This window comes from Autumnicola lenta (assembly GCF_031846515.1).
Taxonomy (GTDB): Bacteria; Bacteroidota; Bacteroidia; order Flavobacteriales; family Flavobacteriaceae; genus Autumnicola; species Autumnicola lenta.
The window spans coordinates 1-18,504 of the sequence record NZ_JAVRHO010000003.1; the positions used below are offsets into that span (position 1 = coordinate 1).

The 18,504-nt window shown below is 39.6% G+C and carries 21 protein-coding genes; 9 read left to right on the top strand and 12 right to left on the bottom strand.

The window, feature by feature from the left end; all coding sequences use genetic code 11:
- From RM545_RS02440 to hemA, 12 genes are all read right to left on the bottom strand, one after another.
- A partial coding sequence (locus RM545_RS02440) for a serine hydrolase domain-containing protein (protein ID WP_311493730.1) occupies nucleotides 1-831 on the bottom strand: 831 nt, incomplete at its 3' end.
- A gap of 10 nt (nucleotides 832-841) precedes the next feature.
- Nucleotides 842-1,288 carry a methylated-DNA--[protein]-cysteine S-methyltransferase gene (locus RM545_RS02445; protein WP_311493731.1) on the bottom strand — a complete coding sequence of 149 codons (447 nt, stop codon included), beginning with the start codon at nucleotides 1,286-1,288 and terminating at the stop codon, nucleotides 842-844.
- The gene (locus RM545_RS02450; RefSeq protein ID WP_311493732.1) at nucleotides 1,269-2,396 is read right to left on the bottom strand and encodes a CNNM domain-containing protein; all 1,128 of its coding nucleotides are present in this window, start codon (nucleotides 2,394-2,396) and stop codon (nucleotides 1,269-1,271) included. Before RM545_RS02450 ends, RM545_RS02445 begins: the two co-directional genes overlap by 20 nt.
- A 139-nt stretch (nucleotides 2,397-2,535) precedes the next feature.
- Nucleotides 2,536-3,027, bottom strand: a complete 492-nt coding sequence (locus RM545_RS02455) for a hypothetical protein (RefSeq protein ID WP_311493733.1) — start codon at nucleotides 3,025-3,027, stop codon at nucleotides 2,536-2,538.
- A gap of 177 nt (nucleotides 3,028-3,204) precedes the next feature.
- Nucleotides 3,205-3,564, bottom strand: coding sequence for a hypothetical protein (locus RM545_RS02460; RefSeq protein ID WP_311493734.1), 360 nt, complete (start codon nucleotides 3,562-3,564; stop codon nucleotides 3,205-3,207).
- 198 nt (nucleotides 3,565-3,762) lie between these two features.
- Nucleotides 3,763-4,746: a porphobilinogen synthase gene (gene hemB, locus RM545_RS02465; protein WP_311493735.1), complete on the bottom strand. Its 984-nt coding sequence runs from the start codon at nucleotides 4,744-4,746 to the stop codon at nucleotides 3,763-3,765.
- Between the two features lie 77 nt (nucleotides 4,747-4,823).
- Entirely contained in the window at nucleotides 4,824-5,726 is a 903-nt protein-coding gene (hemF, locus tag RM545_RS02470; RefSeq protein ID WP_311493736.1) for an oxygen-dependent coproporphyrinogen oxidase, read from the bottom strand.
- Nucleotides 5,727-5,780: 54 nt separating this feature from the next.
- Nucleotides 5,781-6,278: a DUF6973 domain-containing protein gene (locus tag RM545_RS02475; RefSeq protein ID WP_311493737.1), complete on the bottom strand. Its 498-nt coding sequence runs from the start codon at nucleotides 6,276-6,278 to the stop codon at nucleotides 5,781-5,783.
- Between the two features lie 3 nt (nucleotides 6,279-6,281).
- Nucleotides 6,282-7,307: a uroporphyrinogen decarboxylase gene (gene hemE, locus RM545_RS02480; RefSeq protein WP_311493738.1), complete on the bottom strand. Its 1,026-nt coding sequence runs from the start codon at nucleotides 7,305-7,307 to the stop codon at nucleotides 6,282-6,284.
- Nucleotides 7,308-7,359: 52 nt separating this feature from the next.
- Complete coding sequence (locus RM545_RS02485) at nucleotides 7,360-8,007, bottom strand: uroporphyrinogen-III synthase (protein ID WP_311493739.1); 648 nt, start codon at nucleotides 8,005-8,007, stop codon at nucleotides 7,360-7,362.
- Between the two features lie 3 nt (nucleotides 8,008-8,010).
- On the bottom strand, nucleotides 8,011-8,925 hold the full coding sequence (hemC, locus tag RM545_RS02490; RefSeq protein ID WP_311493740.1) for a hydroxymethylbilane synthase: 915 nt from the start codon (nucleotides 8,923-8,925) through the stop codon (nucleotides 8,011-8,013).
- Nucleotides 8,922-10,178, bottom strand: a complete 1,257-nt coding sequence (gene hemA, locus RM545_RS02495; protein ID WP_311493741.1) for a glutamyl-tRNA reductase — start codon at nucleotides 10,176-10,178, stop codon at nucleotides 8,922-8,924. Before hemA ends, hemC begins: the two co-directional genes overlap by 4 nt.
- A 199-nt stretch (nucleotides 10,179-10,377) precedes the next feature.
- On the opposite strand from hemA, the gene RM545_RS02500 reads away from it, so the two are divergent.
- From RM545_RS02500 to RM545_RS02540, 9 genes are all read left to right on the top strand, one after another.
- Complete coding sequence (locus RM545_RS02500) at nucleotides 10,378-11,277, top strand: AraC family transcriptional regulator (protein ID WP_311493742.1); 900 nt, start codon at nucleotides 10,378-10,380, stop codon at nucleotides 11,275-11,277.
- A gap of 148 nt (nucleotides 11,278-11,425) precedes the next feature.
- Nucleotides 11,426-12,460, top strand: a complete 1,035-nt coding sequence (gene hemH, locus RM545_RS02505) for a ferrochelatase (protein WP_311493743.1) — start codon at nucleotides 11,426-11,428, stop codon at nucleotides 12,458-12,460.
- The gene (locus RM545_RS02510) at nucleotides 12,460-13,812 is read left to right on the top strand and encodes an MATE family efflux transporter (RefSeq protein WP_311493744.1); all 1,353 of its coding nucleotides are present in this window, start codon (nucleotides 12,460-12,462) and stop codon (nucleotides 13,810-13,812) included. The genes hemH and RM545_RS02510 overlap by 1 nt, the downstream gene beginning before the upstream one ends.
- A 53-nt stretch (nucleotides 13,813-13,865) precedes the next feature.
- Nucleotides 13,866-14,141: a hypothetical protein gene (locus RM545_RS02515; protein WP_311493745.1), complete on the top strand. Its 276-nt coding sequence runs from the start codon at nucleotides 13,866-13,868 to the stop codon at nucleotides 14,139-14,141.
- Nucleotides 14,131-14,418, top strand: a complete 288-nt coding sequence (locus RM545_RS02520) for a type II toxin-antitoxin system RelE/ParE family toxin (protein WP_311493746.1) — start codon at nucleotides 14,131-14,133, stop codon at nucleotides 14,416-14,418. Before RM545_RS02515 ends, RM545_RS02520 begins: the two co-directional genes overlap by 11 nt.
- Before the next feature lie 3 nt (nucleotides 14,419-14,421).
- Nucleotides 14,422-14,973 (top strand): CopD family protein, encoded by a 552-nt coding sequence (locus RM545_RS02525; RefSeq protein WP_311493747.1) that lies wholly within the window; start codon nucleotides 14,422-14,424, stop codon nucleotides 14,971-14,973.
- 41 nt (nucleotides 14,974-15,014) lie between these two features.
- Nucleotides 15,015-16,487: a sensor histidine kinase gene (locus tag RM545_RS02530; protein WP_311493748.1), complete on the top strand. Its 1,473-nt coding sequence runs from the start codon at nucleotides 15,015-15,017 to the stop codon at nucleotides 16,485-16,487.
- Between the two features lie 32 nt (nucleotides 16,488-16,519).
- Nucleotides 16,520-17,302, top strand: a complete 783-nt coding sequence (locus RM545_RS02535) for an enoyl-CoA hydratase/isomerase family protein (protein ID WP_311493749.1) — start codon at nucleotides 16,520-16,522, stop codon at nucleotides 17,300-17,302.
- Between the two features lie 71 nt (nucleotides 17,303-17,373).
- A complete protein-coding gene (locus RM545_RS02540; RefSeq protein ID WP_311493750.1) occupies nucleotides 17,374-18,447 on the top strand; it encodes a PA0069 family radical SAM protein in 1,074 nt (357 codons plus the stop codon).
- Nucleotides 18,448-18,504: the final 57 nt, after the last annotated feature.

The window sequence follows — 18,504 nt, forward strand, 5'->3', positions numbered from 1 at the left end:
GATCTTTGCAAAATCTCTTGGGTTAGAAGCTATACAGCAATAGGCTTTTTCCATTCCGCTCTCACGGCTATCAAGCTGCCATAAAGCATCTTCCTGCATTCCCATGGGCTTCCAGAAGCTTTTACTAAGATATTCTGAAAGTGGAATTCCTGTAGCTTTTTCTAATACCATACCCAGTAAAATGGTATTACCGCTAAGGTATTCAAATTCCTGCCCCGGTTTCTCTGTCACCTCAAGGTCCAGAATAAGTTCCTGAATATCGTCGCCAAAGTAAGCTTCAGCGGTCATTCCAAAAGGGTTGTAATAATTTTCATTCCAGTTTAATCCCGAAGCCATAGATGCCAGGTCTCCTACTTTTAAGCTTTGATCAAACTGCGGAAAAAAATCTGCCACAGGTTGTTCTAGACTTTCAATATGTTCTTCCTGAATTGCTTTTCCCAGTAGTGCCGAAACAATACTTTTAGCCATAGAAAATGAATTGGTTTTAGAGGCAGGGCCGTAATCCTGATAGTACTTTTCAAACCAGATACTGTCATTTTTGATAATTAGAAACGCCGCTGTTCCCAGTTCTGCATTTAACTCCTCCAATTGTTCAGTGGCTTTTACTTCATTATAATTACCATGTTCGGGCCAGGGCTGAGATTGTTCCGAAGCTGGAATTCTTCTGTTTGCAAATTCAGTATAATCATCAATATAAGCAGTTGTGTGCCCCTGAAGGTAGGTTACCTGAATACCCCGGAGTAAATAGGTATATCCCAAAAGATAGAGTAGCAGTACTGCAATAAGAACAAATGCACCAATAAAACTTACAATTTTCAGTATTTTATTCATTGCTTATTTTCTAGAACAGGGATTGTTGAAGCGAAGGATTTTCGTGTTCCAGGAGCCATTTTTTGCGATCTAGGCCTCCTGCATAACCAGTAAGCGAACCATTACTGCCAATAACCCTGTGGCAGGGAATAATAATCCATAACGGGTTTTTTCCGTTTGCAGCAGCTACTGCTCTAATTGCCTTTACATCTCCAATTTTTCTGGATAATTCGAGGTAAGAAATGGTTTTCCCAAAAGGAATTTTAAGTAAAGCCGTCCATACTTTCTTCTGAAAAGTTGTGCCGGTAGGATTTAGCTTTAGATTAAACGCTTTGAGATCTCCTTCAAAATAAGTTTTTAATTGTTGTACTGCCGGAAGTAGTAAAGAAGGTGTTTCTTCTGAAACCTTTTTAGTACTGTCAGTAATTCTTATTTCTGAAATTCCCTCTTCGTCCCCGCTAATCTTTATTATCCCCATCGGAGTCTTCAGATGGGCTGTCTCCTTCTTTAACAGTGTCTTCATTATCCTTACGTTGTATAAGCCCGAGCTTTTTTGCCCGCCGTTCCCAATTTTGCCTGGCGAGTAACTGCATATCTTCAATATTGTCGCTTTCATCCATTATTTCCAGCCCTAAAAGGGTTTCGATAATATCCTCCATCGTTACCAGCCCCACCGTATTTCCATATTCATCTACTACTATAGACATGTGGGTCCTTTGCTGCACATAAATTTCAAAGAGTTCGGGTATGGGGGTGCTGGCGTTGGTTACAGAAATGTCACGCTTTAAACTCTTCAGAGGCTCACTACCTCTTTCCTCAATCATTTCTTCCAGCACTTCATCCTTGAGGATAAATCCGGTGATATTATTTACTTTTTTACTATAAATTGGAATTCGTGAAAATCTTAGATTTTTGTGACTACGGTGGAATTCTTCAATAGTTGTTGTTTCATCTTCAGTAACTGCTACAGAAAATGGCGTCATTACATCTTTTGCTTCAACCGACTTAAAAACCAGTAAATTTTTAATTACCGTGGTTTCGCTTTCCTTCAGCATTCCCTCTTCTTCTGCAGCATCTGTAATGGCTATAAATTCTTCCGGGCTCATCGTGCTTACGTGAGCTGACTTTCCTATTAACTTAGTAAAAAGCATCATCAACCATAAAATCCCTGTATAACGAAGTGGGAAAATCATGATTTTTAAGGTTTTTGCAGTAAAGTTCCCTAAAGATTGCCAGTAGGTTGCTCCAATTGTTTTCGGAATAATTTCTGAAATAATTAAAATAGCCATAGTCATAACAGCAGAAACTATCCCTACCGCATTTCCGCCATCACCAAAAGCTTTTTCGGCCTGGACACCCACTAAAATCGCACCTACGGTATGAGCAATCGTATTAACCGTAAGAATAGCAATTAAAGGTTGATCAATATTTTGTTTAAAATTTTGCAGTGTTTTAGCATACTGTTTCCCATCCTTAGACTTAACGCGTATGTAGGTAGGCGTAATACTTAACAAGACTGATTCCAACAGAGAACAGAGAAATGAGAAAAAGATTGAAAGAACAGCATAAAGAATAAGTAATCCCATTGGTTTCCCGGTTGTTTTTAAGGTCCTAAGTTACCATTTCTTAGCACAACATGAAATAAAGAAATCCTAAAACCATCTAAAAGCAAAGGCTGTTAATTCGTAGGAGTTAACAGCCTTATCTAATACCAAAAAAAGATTCTTATGCTGAAAGACTTGTTTTTATAAGCTTTTCCCATTTAAGTGCAGTCGTAAGTCGGCTACCTACGTCTTCACTATCCCTGCCATCTTCATCATAGAAAAGGATTTGGGAAGTCTTTTTTTCCACTCCATGAGCTTCCATAAGTTCAATACTTACCTGCATAATCTTCTCACGATCTTTAAAGCTTGATGGGTTTGGAATCACTTTCTTTAAAATCCTGCTGTCGCTTATCTTTACCAGATCAACTATAGTGGTCTTACATTCATTGTCAGGTTCTATCGCCACAAGTTTTTTCTCACGGGTATCAAGCCCTAAAAGGAGTGAGTTGGAAATTTCGGTATGGTCAAACTTTAAATTATGACGTGCTCCTTCTTCATTTAGAATCCTTATTTGCTTTTTGTCTTTTAAAGATTGCAGGTATATTACATAAAGAATTGGCCCTGCAAAGAGGAGTAGCAGAATACTGCCGATAATAATTGATGTTGTATCCATTGTTGTATTTTTTAGTGAATTTGTAAGGCATCAGAAAATCTGACAACCTTAAACTGAATTTATCGGGATTCTCTTTCTTGTTGCATGAGAACCTGAAATATTCAGAATTATTAAATGAATTTTTTGAACTCTTTTGCTGTTACTAAGCATTAGAGGCGATTTTAGAAATTCATTAAATCACCAAAAAACGTGGAATGGAAAGATTTGATGCTTGAGTAAACTTTTAATATCCTGAAGGTAGATCCAGGATTTATATTCTTCGGAATTTTTGAAGGACGAAAACCTGAATGATCTGGATTTCGAAAACAAGCCCAAATCCACAGGAGAATCACGGACAACTTCAGAAATGATTTCAGCAGAAAACTCCTGGAAGAATAGTAAACCTTTACCGTGATCTGCCTGAAAATTCTGTCTACTTCCGAAATTCAAATCAACCTCTTTTGGAGCTGAGGTATTTGCAATAGCCGGAGTGCTGAAACTGCTGTAAAGCACAATCAGTAAAAATGAAAGGACGCTATTTAACTTGCTGAATTTCACGATTCAAATGTACATAGAAAGAGAATTCGTTGTTAAACTTTAACCTAAATTATTTTTGGCCTTTGCCTTCCTGAAGGGGGCTGCAGAAAGTATTAAAAGAGACGTATTTCCTGTTCATGTTCCCAGCAAATTTGAGCTATGAAAAAAACCCTGCAAAAATAATGCAGGATCTGTTTTTCCAATTTTCGATGTTTTTAATCAGAAAATAAGTTTTACAGCATCTTTGGCAAAATAACTGGCGATTAAAGTTGCCCCGGCACGTTTTATGGCTGTGAGCTGTTCCAGTACCACAGCATCATGTTCCAGCCACCCCCTTTCTGCGGCAGCTTTTATCATGGCATATTCGCCGCTAACCTGGTACACTGCAACGGGAACATTTACAGCATTCTTTATATCGCGTACAATATCAAGATAACAAAGGCCGGGTTTTACCATAACGATATCGGCTCCTTCCTGGATGTCCATAAGCGTTTCCTTAATCGCTTCGTCCCGGTTTGCAGGATCCATCTGATAGGTTTTTTTATCCTTCGGAATATCTTTGGCGTCTACAGGAGCAGAATCCAGTGCATCCCGAAAAGGCCCGTAAAAGGCAGAAGCAAATTTTGCGCTGTAACTCATAATTCCGGTGTCGTGGAAACCTTCATCTTCCAACAAACTGCGCATTTCAAAGATACGCCCATCCATCATATCACTGGGAGCGACAAAATCTGCTCCTGCTTTGGCGTGAGATAAAGACATTTCGGCTAAAACAGCGGCAGAATCATCGTTTAGGATTTTACCATCGGCAACAATCCCATCGTGTCCAAAAGAAGAGTATGGATCCAGCGCAACATCGGTCATCACCAGCATTTCGGGCACTGCGTTTTTTACAGTTTTCACTGCTCTTTGCATAAGTCCGTCAGGATTTAAAGCTTCGGTACCTGCATTGTCCTTCAACTTTTCAGGAACTTTTACAAAAAGCAAGACAGATTTTAATCCCAGGTTCCACAATTCCTTAACCTCCTTTTCCAGCAAATCCAGGCTGTATCGGTAATAATTGGGCATAGAGGCAATTTCTTCCTTCACATTTTTTCCTTCCACCACAAAAAGCGGAACAAGAAAATCATTCGGTGTTATTGCAATCTCCCTTACCAGGCTTCTAATGGCTTCTCCTGTTCTTAATCTTCTATTTCGTATTAGCATGGTTCTAAGTTCTAATTTTTAAAGCTATATTATTCATTAAGAACGATAGACTCTCTACCGTCTAACGTCTATTTTCGCTACACCCAATTTACAGGTTTCTTTAACACCTCAAGTAATTTCTCTTCTTCGCTTCCCGGCTCGGGATGATGGTCGTAAACCCACTGTACATGCGGAGGCAGGCTCATTAAAATACTCTCTATCCTGCCGTTGGTTTTTAGTCCGAAAAGAGTGCCTTTGTCGTGCACCAGGTTAAACTCCACATAGCGGCCTCTACGTATTTCTTGCCAGTTGCGTTGCGCTTCAGAATAAGGCAAATCCTTCCTTTTTTCTACTACCGGAACATAAGCCTGAAGGAAACTATTGCCAACTTCAGTTACAAAATTATACCAATCTTCTATGCTCATTTCTTCGGAAGCTTTGCAGTAATCGAAAAACAAACCTCCGATTCCCCGTGCCTCGTCGCGGTGGGAATTCCAGAAATATTCATCGCACTTCTTCTTGTATTCAGCATAAAACTCAGGATTAGATTTGTCGCAGGCATTTTTACAAACCTGATGAAAATGCACTGCGTCTTCTTCAAAAAGGTAATACGGAGTCAGATCCTGGCCGCCACCAAACCATTGGTCAATGGTATTTCCTTCTTTGTCATACATTTCAAAATAACGCCAGTTGGCGTGAACAGTAGGCACCATAGGATTTTTTGGATGTAGCACGAGACTAAGTCCGCAGGCAAAAAAATCGACTTCTCCAACTTTAAAGTATTTTTGCATAGCCGGAGCAAGAGGGCCGTGAACTGCAGAAATATTTACACCGCCTTTTTCAAAAACAGCTCCGTTTTCTATCACCCGTGTTCTTCCGCCGCCGCCTTCAATGCGTTCCCAGAGATCCTCCTGAAATTTGGCTTTTCCATCAATTTCCTCGAGTTTGCAAGTAATGGTATCCTGTAGATTTTCTATGTATTTATAAAACTTCTCCTTCATAATTAATTTCTATGTCTGTGTCAAAAATGTCTCGACTTTGCTCGACATCAGATGTCATTTCTTAATGGTAATTTCTATAAAAACTAATTTATTTTTTGCTTTCTGTAGTTCTTCAGGTTTTTCAATTTGTCTTGCCGTATCCATCATTCCCTTCAGAAGGTCGATAATTGCCATTTTTGAGCCTGCATATTTTTTGAATAATTTTCGCCCTACTTCATTATTATGGAGATCCATTTCCCTCTCCAGCTCTTCATTTGGAGAGAGTTTTTCATGCAAATCGGTCACTTTTTTACTCCAAAACCTGCTTTTTTCAGAAGAACCGGAGATTTTATAGCAATTTTCGCTTATCAGGTAGTTCCAGAGAGCGTGTCTGAACGCATTGGCCTTTCCGTTTTTATGATGTCGTTCTCCAAAAAGGCCATTGCAGGTTTTTAAGGTTTCTTTTGTGGCTTTGTAAGTGGCAAAGGCAAATCGTGGATTGGAAACAGACAATCTGACCAGCAGCCAAACTCCCCGGAAATCCATTTTCCGAAGCCTTGCCGAAATTGCCATTTTTTAACCTCTATATTCCTTAACAGCATCTACGAATGCCCTTGCGTTTTCTACCGGAATATCGGGTAAAATTCCGTGGCCCAGATTCGCGATGTAAGCATCTTTCCCAAACTCATTAATCATCTGGTTCACCATTTTTTTAATTTCTGAAGGTGGTGAATAAAGTCTTGCAGGATCAAAATTCCCCTGAAGCGTGATTTTCCCTCCACTCAAATAACGTGCATTCCGGGCATTACAGGTCCAGTCTACTCCCAGCGCCGCAGCACCAGATTCAGACATTTCCTTTAAAGCAAACCAGCAGCCTTTTCCGTAAGCGATCACAGGTACCTCATCTTTTAGCGCATCAATAATCTGCTGCATATATTGCCAGGAAAAGGTTTGATAATCTACAGGAGAAAGCATCCCTCCCCACGAATCAAAAAGCTGAACAGCGTCTACGCCGGCCGCAACTTTGGCTTTTAGATATGCAATTGTTGTATCGGTAATTTTCTGAAGCAGAATATGAGCAGCTTCAGGATTTGAGAAACAGAATTTTTTAGCGAGGTCAAAATTCTTTGAGCCCTGTCCCTGCACGGTATAACACAGGATCGTCCATGGCGAACCGGCAAATCCGATTAAGGGAACTTCATCATTAAGTTCCTGTTTAGTCATTTTAATAGCATCAAAAACATACTGAAGTTCTTCATGAACATCGGGAACATTAACCTGGTTTACACCTTCTGTAGTTCTTACAGGATTGGGCAGCCAGGGCCCAACTCCCGGCTTCATTTCCACCTCAATATTCATCGCCTGCGGAATTACAAGAATGTCGCTAAACAGGATGGCGGCATCGGGACCAACCTGCCTGATGGGCATTACGGTAATTTCGGTGGCAAGTTCGGGAGTGCGGCAACGTGTAAAGAAGTCGTACTTTTCTTTTAGTTTCATAAAGTCTGGCAAATACCTTCCTGCCTGGCGCATCATCCAAACCGGTGGCCGCTCTACAGTCTCGCCTCTTAATGCTTTTAGTAATAAATCGTTTTTGATCATGTTGTTATTTTTCGCAGACCTCACAGGTTTTAAAAACCTGTGAGGTCTTATTTTATCGGCTTTTTAAATTTTTTACCGCCTGTACAATCACGTTTTCTATACTCGGTTTTGTAGCGGTAACTATATTTTCGGTATGTTTTTTTGCTTCGGAAGCTGTTGTTTTTCCAATACAAAATACAATGGAATCCTTCAACTGATTTTCTTTTGTAAAACTCTGCACCGCACTCGGACTAAAAAATAAAATTCCGTCGAATTCCTGCTGAAAATGTTGAAAATTAAGCCTTGTCTTATAAACTTCAATTTCTTCAAAAGCAATATGGTTCTCTTTTAAAACTGAAGGAATCTCCTCCCTACGTTTATTTCCGCAGAAAAAGCTAAAGCTTTGATCGCTGTATTTATTAAGGACGATATTTGCCAAATTTCGACCATAATCTGCAACTTCAACTATTTTGTAATTATGATTTTTAAGAACTTCGGAAGTTTTCTCACCCACGCAGAAGCATTTTTGGATCGAAATATTATTTTTGATGACCGCTTTGGCAGTATTTTTACTGGTAATGATGGCATTTTCAACTGAAATAGCTTTAAAATCGACAAAATCGATCTGAATAGCGTCATATTCCACAAATCTAAGTCCGGAATTTAAAACAAGTTGTTTTTGGGCAGTAGAAAGCTTTTTTGTGGAAAGGAGCGTTGGCATTTCTTATGTTTTCATGACCTTTTTAAACTCCAGCATCAGTTGTTTTCCGCCTTTGTTCAAAATTTCTTCGGCACAGGCTTCTCCAAAACCTTCAATTTCATCTACAGGAACTTCTTTTTCTACTTCAAATTTCGTGCTTCCGTCAATACTTAAGAGTGACCCTTTAAAATGCACAATATCGTCCTTTACAGTTGCAATAGCGCCAATAGGTGCGGTACAACCACCTTCTAATTTCTTCAGAAATTCTCGTTCGATATGAACAGCGATTTCAGTTTCTCTATGGTTTAAAGCCGAAACAGCTTTTTGGCAAAATTCGTCCTCTTTCTTTACAACAATTAACATTGCACCCTGGGCGGGTGCGGGGATCATCCAATCAAGATCGATGAAATTATCTGGTTTTATTTCAATTCTTTCGAGCCCCGCCGCTGCGAATATTGCTCCGTTCCAGTCGCTATCTTCAAGTTTTTGCATGCGGGTGTTCACGTTACCGCGGAGGTCGACAACCTTGTGTGTGGGATATTTATTAAGCCATTGTGCTTTTCTACGTAGGCTTCCGGTGGCGATAGTTCCTTCAGTATTTAAAAAGTCAAGGCCTTTATGAACAAGAATATCACAAAAATTTGCCCTTTTCATCACCGCACCTTCCATAATTCCTTTTGGAAGAGCTGTAGGAACGTCTTTCATAGAATGTACCGCAATGTCAATTTCATTTTTTATCATGGCGACATCCAGGGTTTTAGTGAAAATCCCGGTAATTCCCATCTCGTAGAGTGGTTGATCAAGGTTGAGGTCTCCGGAAGATTTTACCGGTACCAATTCACTTTCGTGGCCAAGTTTTTCCAATGCAGCCTGTACCGTTTTTGCCTGCCAGAGGGCAAGTTCACTATCGCGGGTGCCTATTCTAATTACTTTGTTCATTTCTGAAGTTCTTCAAGTTGAAAAACTTTCTGGATAAGTTCCAGGCTCTCATCTGTAGTATTGGAATCTCCTTTTAAATGATTGGCGAAATGCTTCATTATTTTCTGGATAATGCGATTGCTAACAATTTCTGCCTGCTCATCGTTAAAGTCGGCTATTTTTTTACGCTGAAAGTCCAGTTCGGCATCTTTCATCGTTCTCAATTTCTTTTTTAGCGCTTTTATGGTAGGTGCAAATTTCCTGGTTTCCAGCCACTGATTAAATTCGTTTTCCACTTCTCCAATTATAACTTCTGCCTGCGGAATAAACTGCTTGCGCCGCTCCAGCGTCTCATCGGTAATCTTGGAGAGTTGATCCAGGTGCAGTAATTGCACATTTTCAAGCTCGGTTACATCTTCGGAAACATTTTTGGGAATGGATAAATCCAGTACCAGGAGATCTTTTTTGCAGTAAATAAGTTCTTTAGAAACCGTTGGGTTCTGAGCACCCGTAGCAACAATAAGGATGTCTGCTTTTCTAATTTCTGCCTGTAGATCTGCATAATCTTTAACAATAAGACTGAATTTTCCGGCTATTTTTTCAGCCTTGTCTTTTGTTCGGTTAATTAGCGTGATCTGGTTATTTTGTGTATGCTTTACAAGGTTTTCGCACGTATTTCTACCTATTTTTCCTGTTCCGAAGAGAAGAATATTTTTTTCTGAAACATTCTCTACATTATTCAGAATATACTGTACAGAAGCGAAAGAAACAGAAGTTGCCCCGCTGGAAATTTCAGTTTCGTTTTTAATTCTTTTACTGGCCTGAATTACTGCGTTTACAAGCCTTTCAAGAAAAGCATTCGCCACGTCAAATTCCTTTGAACGTGTAAAAGCCAGCCGTAACTGACTAATAATTTCAAAATCGCCCAGGATCTGACTGTCCAGGCCGGTACCTACACGAAACATGTGGGAAATAGCTTTCTTGTTCTTGTGAACGTAAGCCACTTTCTCAAATTCTTCTACAGTACCGTGCGTGTGTTCGCAAAGAAGTTTAATAAGCTGAAAAGGATGTTCAGCGAAACCGTAAATTTCTGTCCGGTTGCAGGTAGATGTCAGTAAAATCCCGTCTACACCTTCATCTTTAGCTTGTTGCAGCAATCTGTTTTTGGATTCTTCATCAAGGCTAAAATGTCCTCTTATTTCTGCATCGGCCTTTTTATAACTAAGGCCAATTGTATAAAAATGTTTTCCTTTAGAAATATGATAATCTTCCATGTACCTGTTTGGGGTATGAGGAGCAAAAGTAATATATAGAGAAAGTATAAAGTAACGCTGTAAGTACTAAATGTGTCGATAGATGATAATTATTAACAAAAAGTGAGACAAAATTTGAAAATGCCGTACTTTTGGAGTAAACCGAAAGGTTTTTTGCCTTACAATTTGGTTTCATTCTAAATAAGAAAGAGAAAAAGCTATGGATGATCAAGTAAAAAATACCGCTGGAGGTTTAACAGAGGAAATAAAAGTGGAAGAGGGCTTCTTTGTACTCAAGTTTCAAAATGATACTAATGACACTCAACAAATGGTGCGGGACATAGATAATACTTTTATACAATTTCACTTTAGTGTAAAAGGGCATGGTAAATTTATGTTTAATAACAGCAGTTATGAACTTCCTTTAGTAGAAGAAAATTCACTTTTGCTTTATAATCCGCAGCGCAGTCTGCCTTTAAATCTCTCCCTGGCAGCAAATTCCTGGCTTATTTCCCTGGTTATTTCCATCAAAAAATTTCACTCCCTGTTTTCCCAGGAAGCTGGATATATCACTTTTTTAAGTAAGGAGAACCAGGATAAAAAATATTATAAAGATGCCCCGGTATCTCCCTCAATGGCTATAGTGCTTAACCAGTTGATGAATTTTAACCTAACGCCCAGCATTAAAAATCTTTATTTTAAAGGTAAGGCATACGAGCTTTTAAGCCTGTATTTTAACAGGACAGAAGATCCCGATGTGGAGCAATGTCCTTTTTTAAGTGACGAAGAAAATATCCTGAAGATTAGAAAAGCAAAGGACATTGTAATTAATCGAATGGCAGAGCCACCTTCTTTACAGGATCTGGCAGAGGAAATTAACCTAAGCCTGAAAAAGCTGAAGGAAGGTTTTAAACAGATTTATGGGGATTCGGTTTATAGTTTTTTATTCGATTATAAGATGGAATACGCGAGAAAATTATTAGACAGTGGAGAGTATAATGTGAACGAGGTTGGGCTTAAAATTGGCTATAGCACTTCCAGTCATTTTATTGCTGCTTTCAAGAAAAAATTCGGTACTACGCCTAAAAAGTACGTGATGTCGTTACCTTCGGCTACGTAAGTGCATTATTGTGAATTTCAGCAAAAAATCCTCCATTTTAGCAGGAAAAAATAAGTTTTCTTCTTCTATAGAGCAATAAGAAAGTATAATGCACAAGCTGTCTGCCCCTCAGATTATAGTTCTATTTTTGTTCTGAAAACGAAAAGTTATGAGTAAAGGTGTACTTCTTGTAAATCTGGGTTCTCCAGATAGTACAGATCCTAAAGACGTAAAAAAATACCTGGGTGAGTTCCTGATGGACGAAAGGGTTATAGACGTTCCTTACTGGGCACGAACGCTACTAGTTAAAGGAATAATCTTGAATACCAGGCCCAAGAAATCTGCCGAAGCTTACCAGAAAATTTGGTGGGATGAAGGTTCTCCTCTAATTGTATTGTCGGAAAGATTACAGTCGAAAATTGACAAAATAACCTCTGTACCTGTTGCGGTGGCGATGAGGTATGGGACTCCTAATATTTTATCGGGATTACAGGAGTTGCATGATAAAGGTGTAGATGAGGTACTTATTTTTCCGCTTTATCCCCAATTCGCCATGGCTACTACCGAGACGATTCTGGTTTTGGCCGAAGAACTGCGAAAGGAACATTTTCCGGAGATGAAATTCACAAGCGTGCCTGCATTTTATAATCATCCGGATTATATAAGGACTCTGGCAAACAGCATTTCCGAAGAATTAAAAGGCGTGGATTTTGAGCATCTTTTGTTTTCTTATCACGGGGTGCCGGAAAGGCACATACGTAAGAGCGATATTACCAATTCTCATTGCAAAATAGACGGTTCCTGCTGTAAAACATCATCTACGGCACATCAGTTTTGCTACAGGCATCAGTGTTACGAAACCACGCGGCTGGTAGCAGAATACCTGGAATTAAAAGAAAATACGTATAGCGTTTCTTTCCAGTCTAGATTAGGATTTGATCCGTGGTTGCAGCCTTACACAGACAGGACTATTGAAAGGTTCGGGAATCAGGGAATGAAAAAACTGGCTATAGTTACACCCGCTTTTGTTTCAGACTGTCTCGAAACCCTCGAAGAAATAGCCATGGAAGGCGAAGAGATTTTTCATGAAGTTGGAGGTAAGGAATTTACTGTTGTACCATGTCTAAACGATCGGCATGACTGGGTGAATGTTCTTGGCAGGTGGATTGATGAATGGGCTTACCAAAAGCCTGTTGAAGCATAATGGCAAGGATAGATTCGGCGGCACTGGGAAACAGGCCAATCAGTAGATTATTGATTCAGCAGGCCGCACCGGCTTCGGTGGGAATCCTGGTAATGTCCCTTAACATCCTTATTGATACAATATTTGTTGGGAACTGGATAGGCCCCACAGCCATTGCGGCAATAAATGTGGTTTTACCTGTATCCTTTTTTATAGCTGCTTTAGGTATGGCTATTGGGATAGGTGGTTCTTCTATTATTTCCAGAGCGCTTGGTGCAGAGCAGCAGGACAGAGCGCTTAAAACTTTTGGAAATCAAATTACGCTCACGCTACTTCTTACTATCACCATGGTTGTTGTGGGGCTTGTATTTATAAATGATCTTATTCCTGCTTTTGGTGGTAAAGGGGAAATCTTTGATCCTGCAAAAGTTTATTACCGCGTGGTGCTTTACGGAGTACCTTTCCTTGCGTTATGCATGATGGGAAACAGTGTGATAAGGGCAGAAGGAAAGCCGAAGTATGCAATGGCAGCCATGATAATTCCTTCGGTAGGGAATCTTATCCTTGATTATATTTTAATATTTAAGCTGGATATGGGAATGCTTGGAGCCGCGTGGGCTACTTCAGCCTCCTATGTATTTTGTCTTGGTTACGTGGTCTGGTTCTTTCTCTCAAAAAATTCAGAATTAAAAATAAGCTGGCCACATTTCGGATTTAATTGGCCTATTCTTAAGGAAATTTCCTCCCTTGGTTTCGTCACCCTTGCCAGACAGGCGGTGGTAAGTATCACTTATTTGCTGATGAATAATATCCTGTTTGACCTTGGCGGTGAGGACTCTGTTACGGTTTATGCCATTATTGGGCGAATGCTCATGTTTGCACTGTTTCCCGTACTCGGTGTAACCCAAGGATTTCTGCCAATTGCCGGCTTTAATTACGGTGCCAAGAAATATTCCCGGGTCCGGAAAAGTATAAACACAGCGATTCTTTATGCTGTCATTTTGGGGTTGCTTGTTTTTACCGGAATAATGATTTTTGCTGAAGAAATCGTAGCGGTTTTTACTGATAATGCTACAATTATAGCAGAAACCCCAGATGCCATGCGTTGGGTTTTTGCAGCAACGCCTATCATTGCACTTCAGTTAATAGGTGCGGCATATTTTCAGGCGGTGGGTAAAGCTGTACCTGCTTTTTTACTTACGCTTTCAAGGCAGGGCTTTATTTTTATTCCGCTGGTTTTAATTTTACCGAGGTTCTACGGAGAAATAGGAGTGTGGATTTCTTTTCCGATAGCAGACTTGCTTTCCACCGTAGTGACAGGATATTTTCTAAACCGGGAAATAAGAAAAAGCCTCAAAACAGAGACTGCTTAGACGCTGTTTCGGCATAGCACTTTATTGATTACATTTGTAATAAAGCCGGAGATATGAACAGGGATCAGTTAAAAATAGAACTTCTTCAAAAAATCATTGCGTGTAATGACGAAAAGTTACTTGCAGAAGTGGATAATATCCTAAAATCTTTTCCTTCTGAAGTAAAAGAAAACCCACAGCCGTATTCCAAAGAAGCTGATGTTTCCTTCCTTTCGGAAAAGCAGAAAGAGACATTGGAAAAACGGTATGAATTGTACCTTAGCCAAGAAAGTGAAACCAAAGAATGGACAGATGTAAAAGCTGAAATAATTAAAAGACATGGCTTTTAAAATTTTAATTACTACAGAAGCTAAAGTCGATATTGCAGAAGGCGTTGAATGGTATGAAGATAAATCAGCTGGTCTGGGAGAAAAATTTTTACAAGACCTGGATTTACAACTAAACTATATTTCCCGTTTTCCTGAACATTTTCAAACCAGAGATACGGGTTTTCGTGAAATTGGTTTAGATAAATTTCCGTATGTGATTGTGTATGTCTTCAAAAGTAATAATGTTATTATTTTGGCTGTTTTTAACACGTACCAGGATCCCACAAAAAAACCATAATCAGTGATTGAATATTATAATTACATAAAATCACTTCATCTTATTTTTGTGATCACCTGGTTTGCCGGGCTTTTTTACATTCCGCGGTTATTCGTTTACCATATAGAAGCCGCTCAGAAATCAGAACCGGAAAAAACAATTCTCACAGATCAATTTAAGCTAATGACTAAAAGGTTGTGGTATATTATCACCTGGCCTTCAGCAATACTTACCACCATTTTCGCAGTCTGGCTGCTTTTTCTTATCCCGTCGTGGCTTCAGCAGGACTGGATGCTGGTAAAGCTGGGTTTTGTAGTGCTGCTCTTTGCTTATCATTTCAAAAGTCATTTAATTTTTAAAGAGATGCAGAAGGACATTATTAAATGGACTTCCACGCAAATGAGGATTTGGAATGAAGGTTCTACGCTTGTACTTTTTGCAGTTATATTCCTTGTAATTGTCCGCGATGCCATTAACTGGATTTACGGGGTTTTGGGAATATTTGTTCTCGCAATAATGCTTATGCTGGGAATAAGATTATATAAAAAAATCCGCTCCCGTAAACCAAATGCATAGACTGGTGCGATAATTGATTAATCGGCAGTAAGAAATTTTTTATGAGGCTTTTAAAACTCTCCTTACGTACGCGAATTTTTATCTCCATGATATTGCTGGTGCTCGGAGCTTCTATTCTTATCGCCGGGGTTACAGTTTATCAATACAAACAGGAAGCGGAAAATTACCACAGAGAGCGGCTGGAAAGAAAAGAGCAGGCAATAAAGGAAAACCTGAAGTTTGTATTGGCAAATACTACATATCTCGTAGATACTGAAAATATTGCCCTTATTTTTAAAGAACGCAATAAGATCTACGAAATGGCGCAGGTACACGAAATGCCGATTAATATCTATGATCTGGAGGGGAGACTGCTGGTAAAATCCAGTGGCTATGCCTTTAGAGATACCACAGATAATCGTATAGACCCGCAGATAATTGACAAGCTTAATTCCTCCAGCAGGAGAAGGTATTTAAGAAAAACAGAGGTAAATGGCCGCAAGTACAGATCGTCTTACAGCTATATTACCGACCATAAGTTTAAACCTCTGGCTATCCTGTATTTACCATACCTTCAGGATGATAGTGTACTTAATCGGGACCTGAATAATTTCCTGATGCGGATGGGGGAGATTTATCTCTTTATGCTGGTTTTGGCAATTATCATGTCCTATTTCCTTTCAAAGTATATCACGAAATCTTTAAAAATTGTTTCTGAAAAAATTAATCAGACCAGGCTGGATAAAAAGAATCAGAAAATCGAACTTAATAACGCCACAGAAGAGATTTTTGCGCTTGTTTCAGCATATAATAGTATGATTGATCAACTGGAAGAAAGTGCTGTAAAATTGGCTACCGGAGAAAGGGAACAGGCCTGGCGGGAAATGGCCAAACAGGTAGCACACGAGATAAAAAACCCATTAACTCCAATGCGCCTGAGTGTACAAAGTTTTGAGCGCCGATTTGATAGAAATGATCCCGAAATTGAACAAAAAGTAAAAGAGTACAGCGATACATTGATTAACCAGATTGATACAATGACTTCCATTGCTTCGGCTTTTTCAAATTTTGCGAAAATGCCCGCGCAGCAAAATGAGACCCTCAACGTACCTAAAATTGTAAAACTTGCTCTGGATATTTTCAATGAGAATTACATTGTATTTACTTCAGAAAAAGAAGAGATTCTGGCAAAGTTTGACAGGACACAACTTATTAGAGTTATTACCAATCTCGTGAAAAATGCGGTGCAGGCCCTGCAGAATCAGGATAATCCTAAAATCGTGGTAAGCGTAGAGGAGGAGGAAGAGAATGTTTGTATTTCTATATGTGATAATGGTTCTGGAATCCCTGAAGAAAATAAAGAAAAGATCTTTGAACCCAAATTTACTACTAAATCCAGCGGAATGGGACTTGGATTGGCTATGGTTAAAAATATTGTTGAAACCTATAATGGGACGATTAGTTTTATTTCTAATCCCGACAAAGGCACTATCTTTAAGGTAAGATTTCCGAAATGGAAAGAAAATATTCGCTGAAATTAGCAGGAACAACCAAAAAATGAGCTAAGATGGATTATAAGAACCTTATCGTAGAAATAGATGAAAACATTTTATATGTGACCATCAACAGGCCTTCTAAATTAAACGCTTTAAATAAAGATACCATTGCAGAGCTTCATGAAGCTTTTGCCGACGCGAAGGAGGACGAAGAAACTAAAGTGATTATCTTGACCGGAAGCGGGGAAAAAGCTTTTGTTGCCGGTGCAGACATCAGTGAATTTTCAGATTTCTCTCCCGAAGAAGGGAAGCAATTGGCGGCAGAAGGGCAGGCGAAGCTTTTTGATTACGTGGCCAACTTTCCAAAGCCCGTAATTGCGGCTATTAATGGCTTTGCCCTTGGGGGCGGACTGGAACTTGCCATGTCGGCACATTTCAGGATCGCCAGTGACAATGCAAAAATGGGACTTCCGGAGGTTTCCCTGGGAGTAATCCCGGGTTATGGCGGAACCCAGCGTTTACCACAACTGGTAGGTAAAGGCCGTGCTATGGAAATGATCATGACTGCCGGGATGATCGATGCCAATCAGGCGCTTCGGTATAACCTCATAAATCATGTGACTGCGCAGGACGAATTAATTGAATTTGCTGAAGGCATGGCCGCAAAAATCCTGAAGAATTCTTCAGTAGCCATAAGCGCTGCAATAAGGGCGATAAATGCCAACTATGAGGCGGGAGTAAATGGATTTGAAACAGAGATTGAAGAATTCGGAAGATGTTTTGGAACCGAAGATTTTGAGGAAGGAACTTCTGCTTTCTTAAGCAAGAGAAAAGCTGACTTTCCTGGAAGATAGATTTCTTTGAAATCGAATATTAAATAGGGAATAAATCCATTAATTTGGATTTATTCCCTATTTTTGTTTTTATGGCAGAAGGAGAAATTTTAAAAGGAAGAGGAGCACAACTCAACGTTCACAACAGGTTTGATGCACACAGCCATGAGACAAGGGACGATTTTCTCAATTATTGTGCTATGGAAGGGGACGAGGCTCATGATTCCAAAACTACTTTAATCGAAACTTTTCCGAAGACCATAGTTAATAAAGTAAATAGTCCTGATGTAGGGATGGGCTATTCCTTAAATCCCTACCAGGGTTGTGAACACGGTTGTATTTATTGCTACGCCCGTAATTCTCACGAATACTGGGGATACAGCGCCGGTCTGGATTTTGAGCAGAAAATCCTGGTAAAAAGGAATGCCGTTGAGCTACTGGAGAAGAAATTGAGCAGCAGGAGCTGGCAGGCAGAAACCATTGTACTTTCCGGGAATACCGACTGTTATCAACCTATTGAAAAGAAGCTCAAGATCACGCGGCAATTATTGCAAACTTTTTTAAAGTACCGGCACCCTGTAGGTATAATTACTAAAAATGCCCTCGTCCAAAGGGATATTGATATTCTTAAAGAACTCGCTGCAGATAACCTGGTGCATGTGAACCTTTCGGTAACATCTTTACATGAAGAAACCCGCAGAATTCTTGAGCCACGCACGGCGAGTATTAAAAAACGGCTGGAAACTGTAGAAAAATTATCTGGAGCGAATATCCCGGTAAGTGTAATGATGGCGCCAATAATTCCAGCCATCAATAGTCATGAAATTATGCCCTTGGTAAAGGAGGTTGCTGAAAGGGGAGCGCGAAGTGTGGGTTATACCATTGTGAGGTTAAATGGATCGATTGGACAAATTTTTACAGATTGGATAAAAAAAGCGCTTCCAGACAGGGCAGAGAAAGTATTGCATCAGATTGAAAATATCCATGGCGGAAGTTTAAATGACAGCCGGTTTGGAACCCGCATGAAAGGCGAAGGAAAATTTGCTGAACAGGTAGAACAGCAGTTTAAGATCGCCAGGAAAAAATACCTGAAGGATCGAAGTCGGACTCTCTTAAACCTGGATCTCCACGAGCAGTTTAAAGACGGGCAGCTAAAGCTTTTTTAGTTTCCTGTCTATTTTCTACAAAGACTGAAAATTTTAATAACTTAAGCTGAAATTAAA

Coding starts and splice junctions, on each gene's coding strand:
- hemB (WP_311493735.1), bottom strand. CDS start 4,746: ATGCTAATACGAAATAGAAGATTAAGAACAGGAGAAGCCATTAGAAGC.
- RM545_RS02450 (WP_311493732.1), bottom strand. CDS start 2,396: ATGGGATTACTTATTCTTTATGCTGTTCTTTCAATCTTTTTCTCATTT.
- RM545_RS02485 (WP_311493739.1), bottom strand. CDS start 8,007: ATGCCAACGCTCCTTTCCACAAAAAAGCTTTCTACTGCCCAAAAACAA.
- RM545_RS02535 (WP_311493749.1), top strand. CDS start 16,520: ATGGATTATAAGAACCTTATCGTAGAAATAGATGAAAACATTTTATAT.
- RM545_RS02455 (WP_311493733.1), bottom strand. CDS start 3,027: ATGGATACAACATCAATTATTATCGGCAGTATTCTGCTACTCCTCTTT.
- RM545_RS02515 (WP_311493745.1), top strand. CDS start 13,866: ATGAACAGGGATCAGTTAAAAATAGAACTTCTTCAAAAAATCATTGCG.
- hemC (WP_311493740.1), bottom strand. CDS start 8,925: ATGAACAAAGTAATTAGAATAGGCACCCGCGATAGTGAACTTGCCCTC.
- RM545_RS02520 (WP_311493746.1), top strand. CDS start 14,131: ATGGCTTTTAAAATTTTAATTACTACAGAAGCTAAAGTCGATATTGCA.
- RM545_RS02500 (WP_311493742.1), top strand. CDS start 10,378: ATGGATGATCAAGTAAAAAATACCGCTGGAGGTTTAACAGAGGAAATA.
- hemH (WP_311493743.1), top strand. CDS start 11,426: ATGAGTAAAGGTGTACTTCTTGTAAATCTGGGTTCTCCAGATAGTACA.
- RM545_RS02445 (WP_311493731.1), bottom strand. CDS start 1,288: ATGGGGATAATAAAGATTAGCGGGGACGAAGAGGGAATTTCAGAAATA.
- hemA (WP_311493741.1), bottom strand. CDS start 10,178: ATGGAAGATTATCATATTTCTAAAGGAAAACATTTTTATACAATTGGC.
- RM545_RS02510 (WP_311493744.1), top strand. CDS start 12,460: ATGGCAAGGATAGATTCGGCGGCACTGGGAAACAGGCCAATCAGTAGA.
- hemF (WP_311493736.1), bottom strand. CDS start 5,726: ATGAAGGAGAAGTTTTATAAATACATAGAAAATCTACAGGATACCATT.
- RM545_RS02475 (WP_311493737.1), bottom strand. CDS start 6,278: ATGGCAATTTCGGCAAGGCTTCGGAAAATGGATTTCCGGGGAGTTTGG.
- RM545_RS02540 (WP_311493750.1), top strand. CDS start 17,374: ATGGCAGAAGGAGAAATTTTAAAAGGAAGAGGAGCACAACTCAACGTT.
- hemE (WP_311493738.1), bottom strand. CDS start 7,307: ATGATCAAAAACGATTTATTACTAAAAGCATTAAGAGGCGAGACTGTA.
- RM545_RS02530 (WP_311493748.1), top strand. CDS start 15,015: ATGAGGCTTTTAAAACTCTCCTTACGTACGCGAATTTTTATCTCCATG.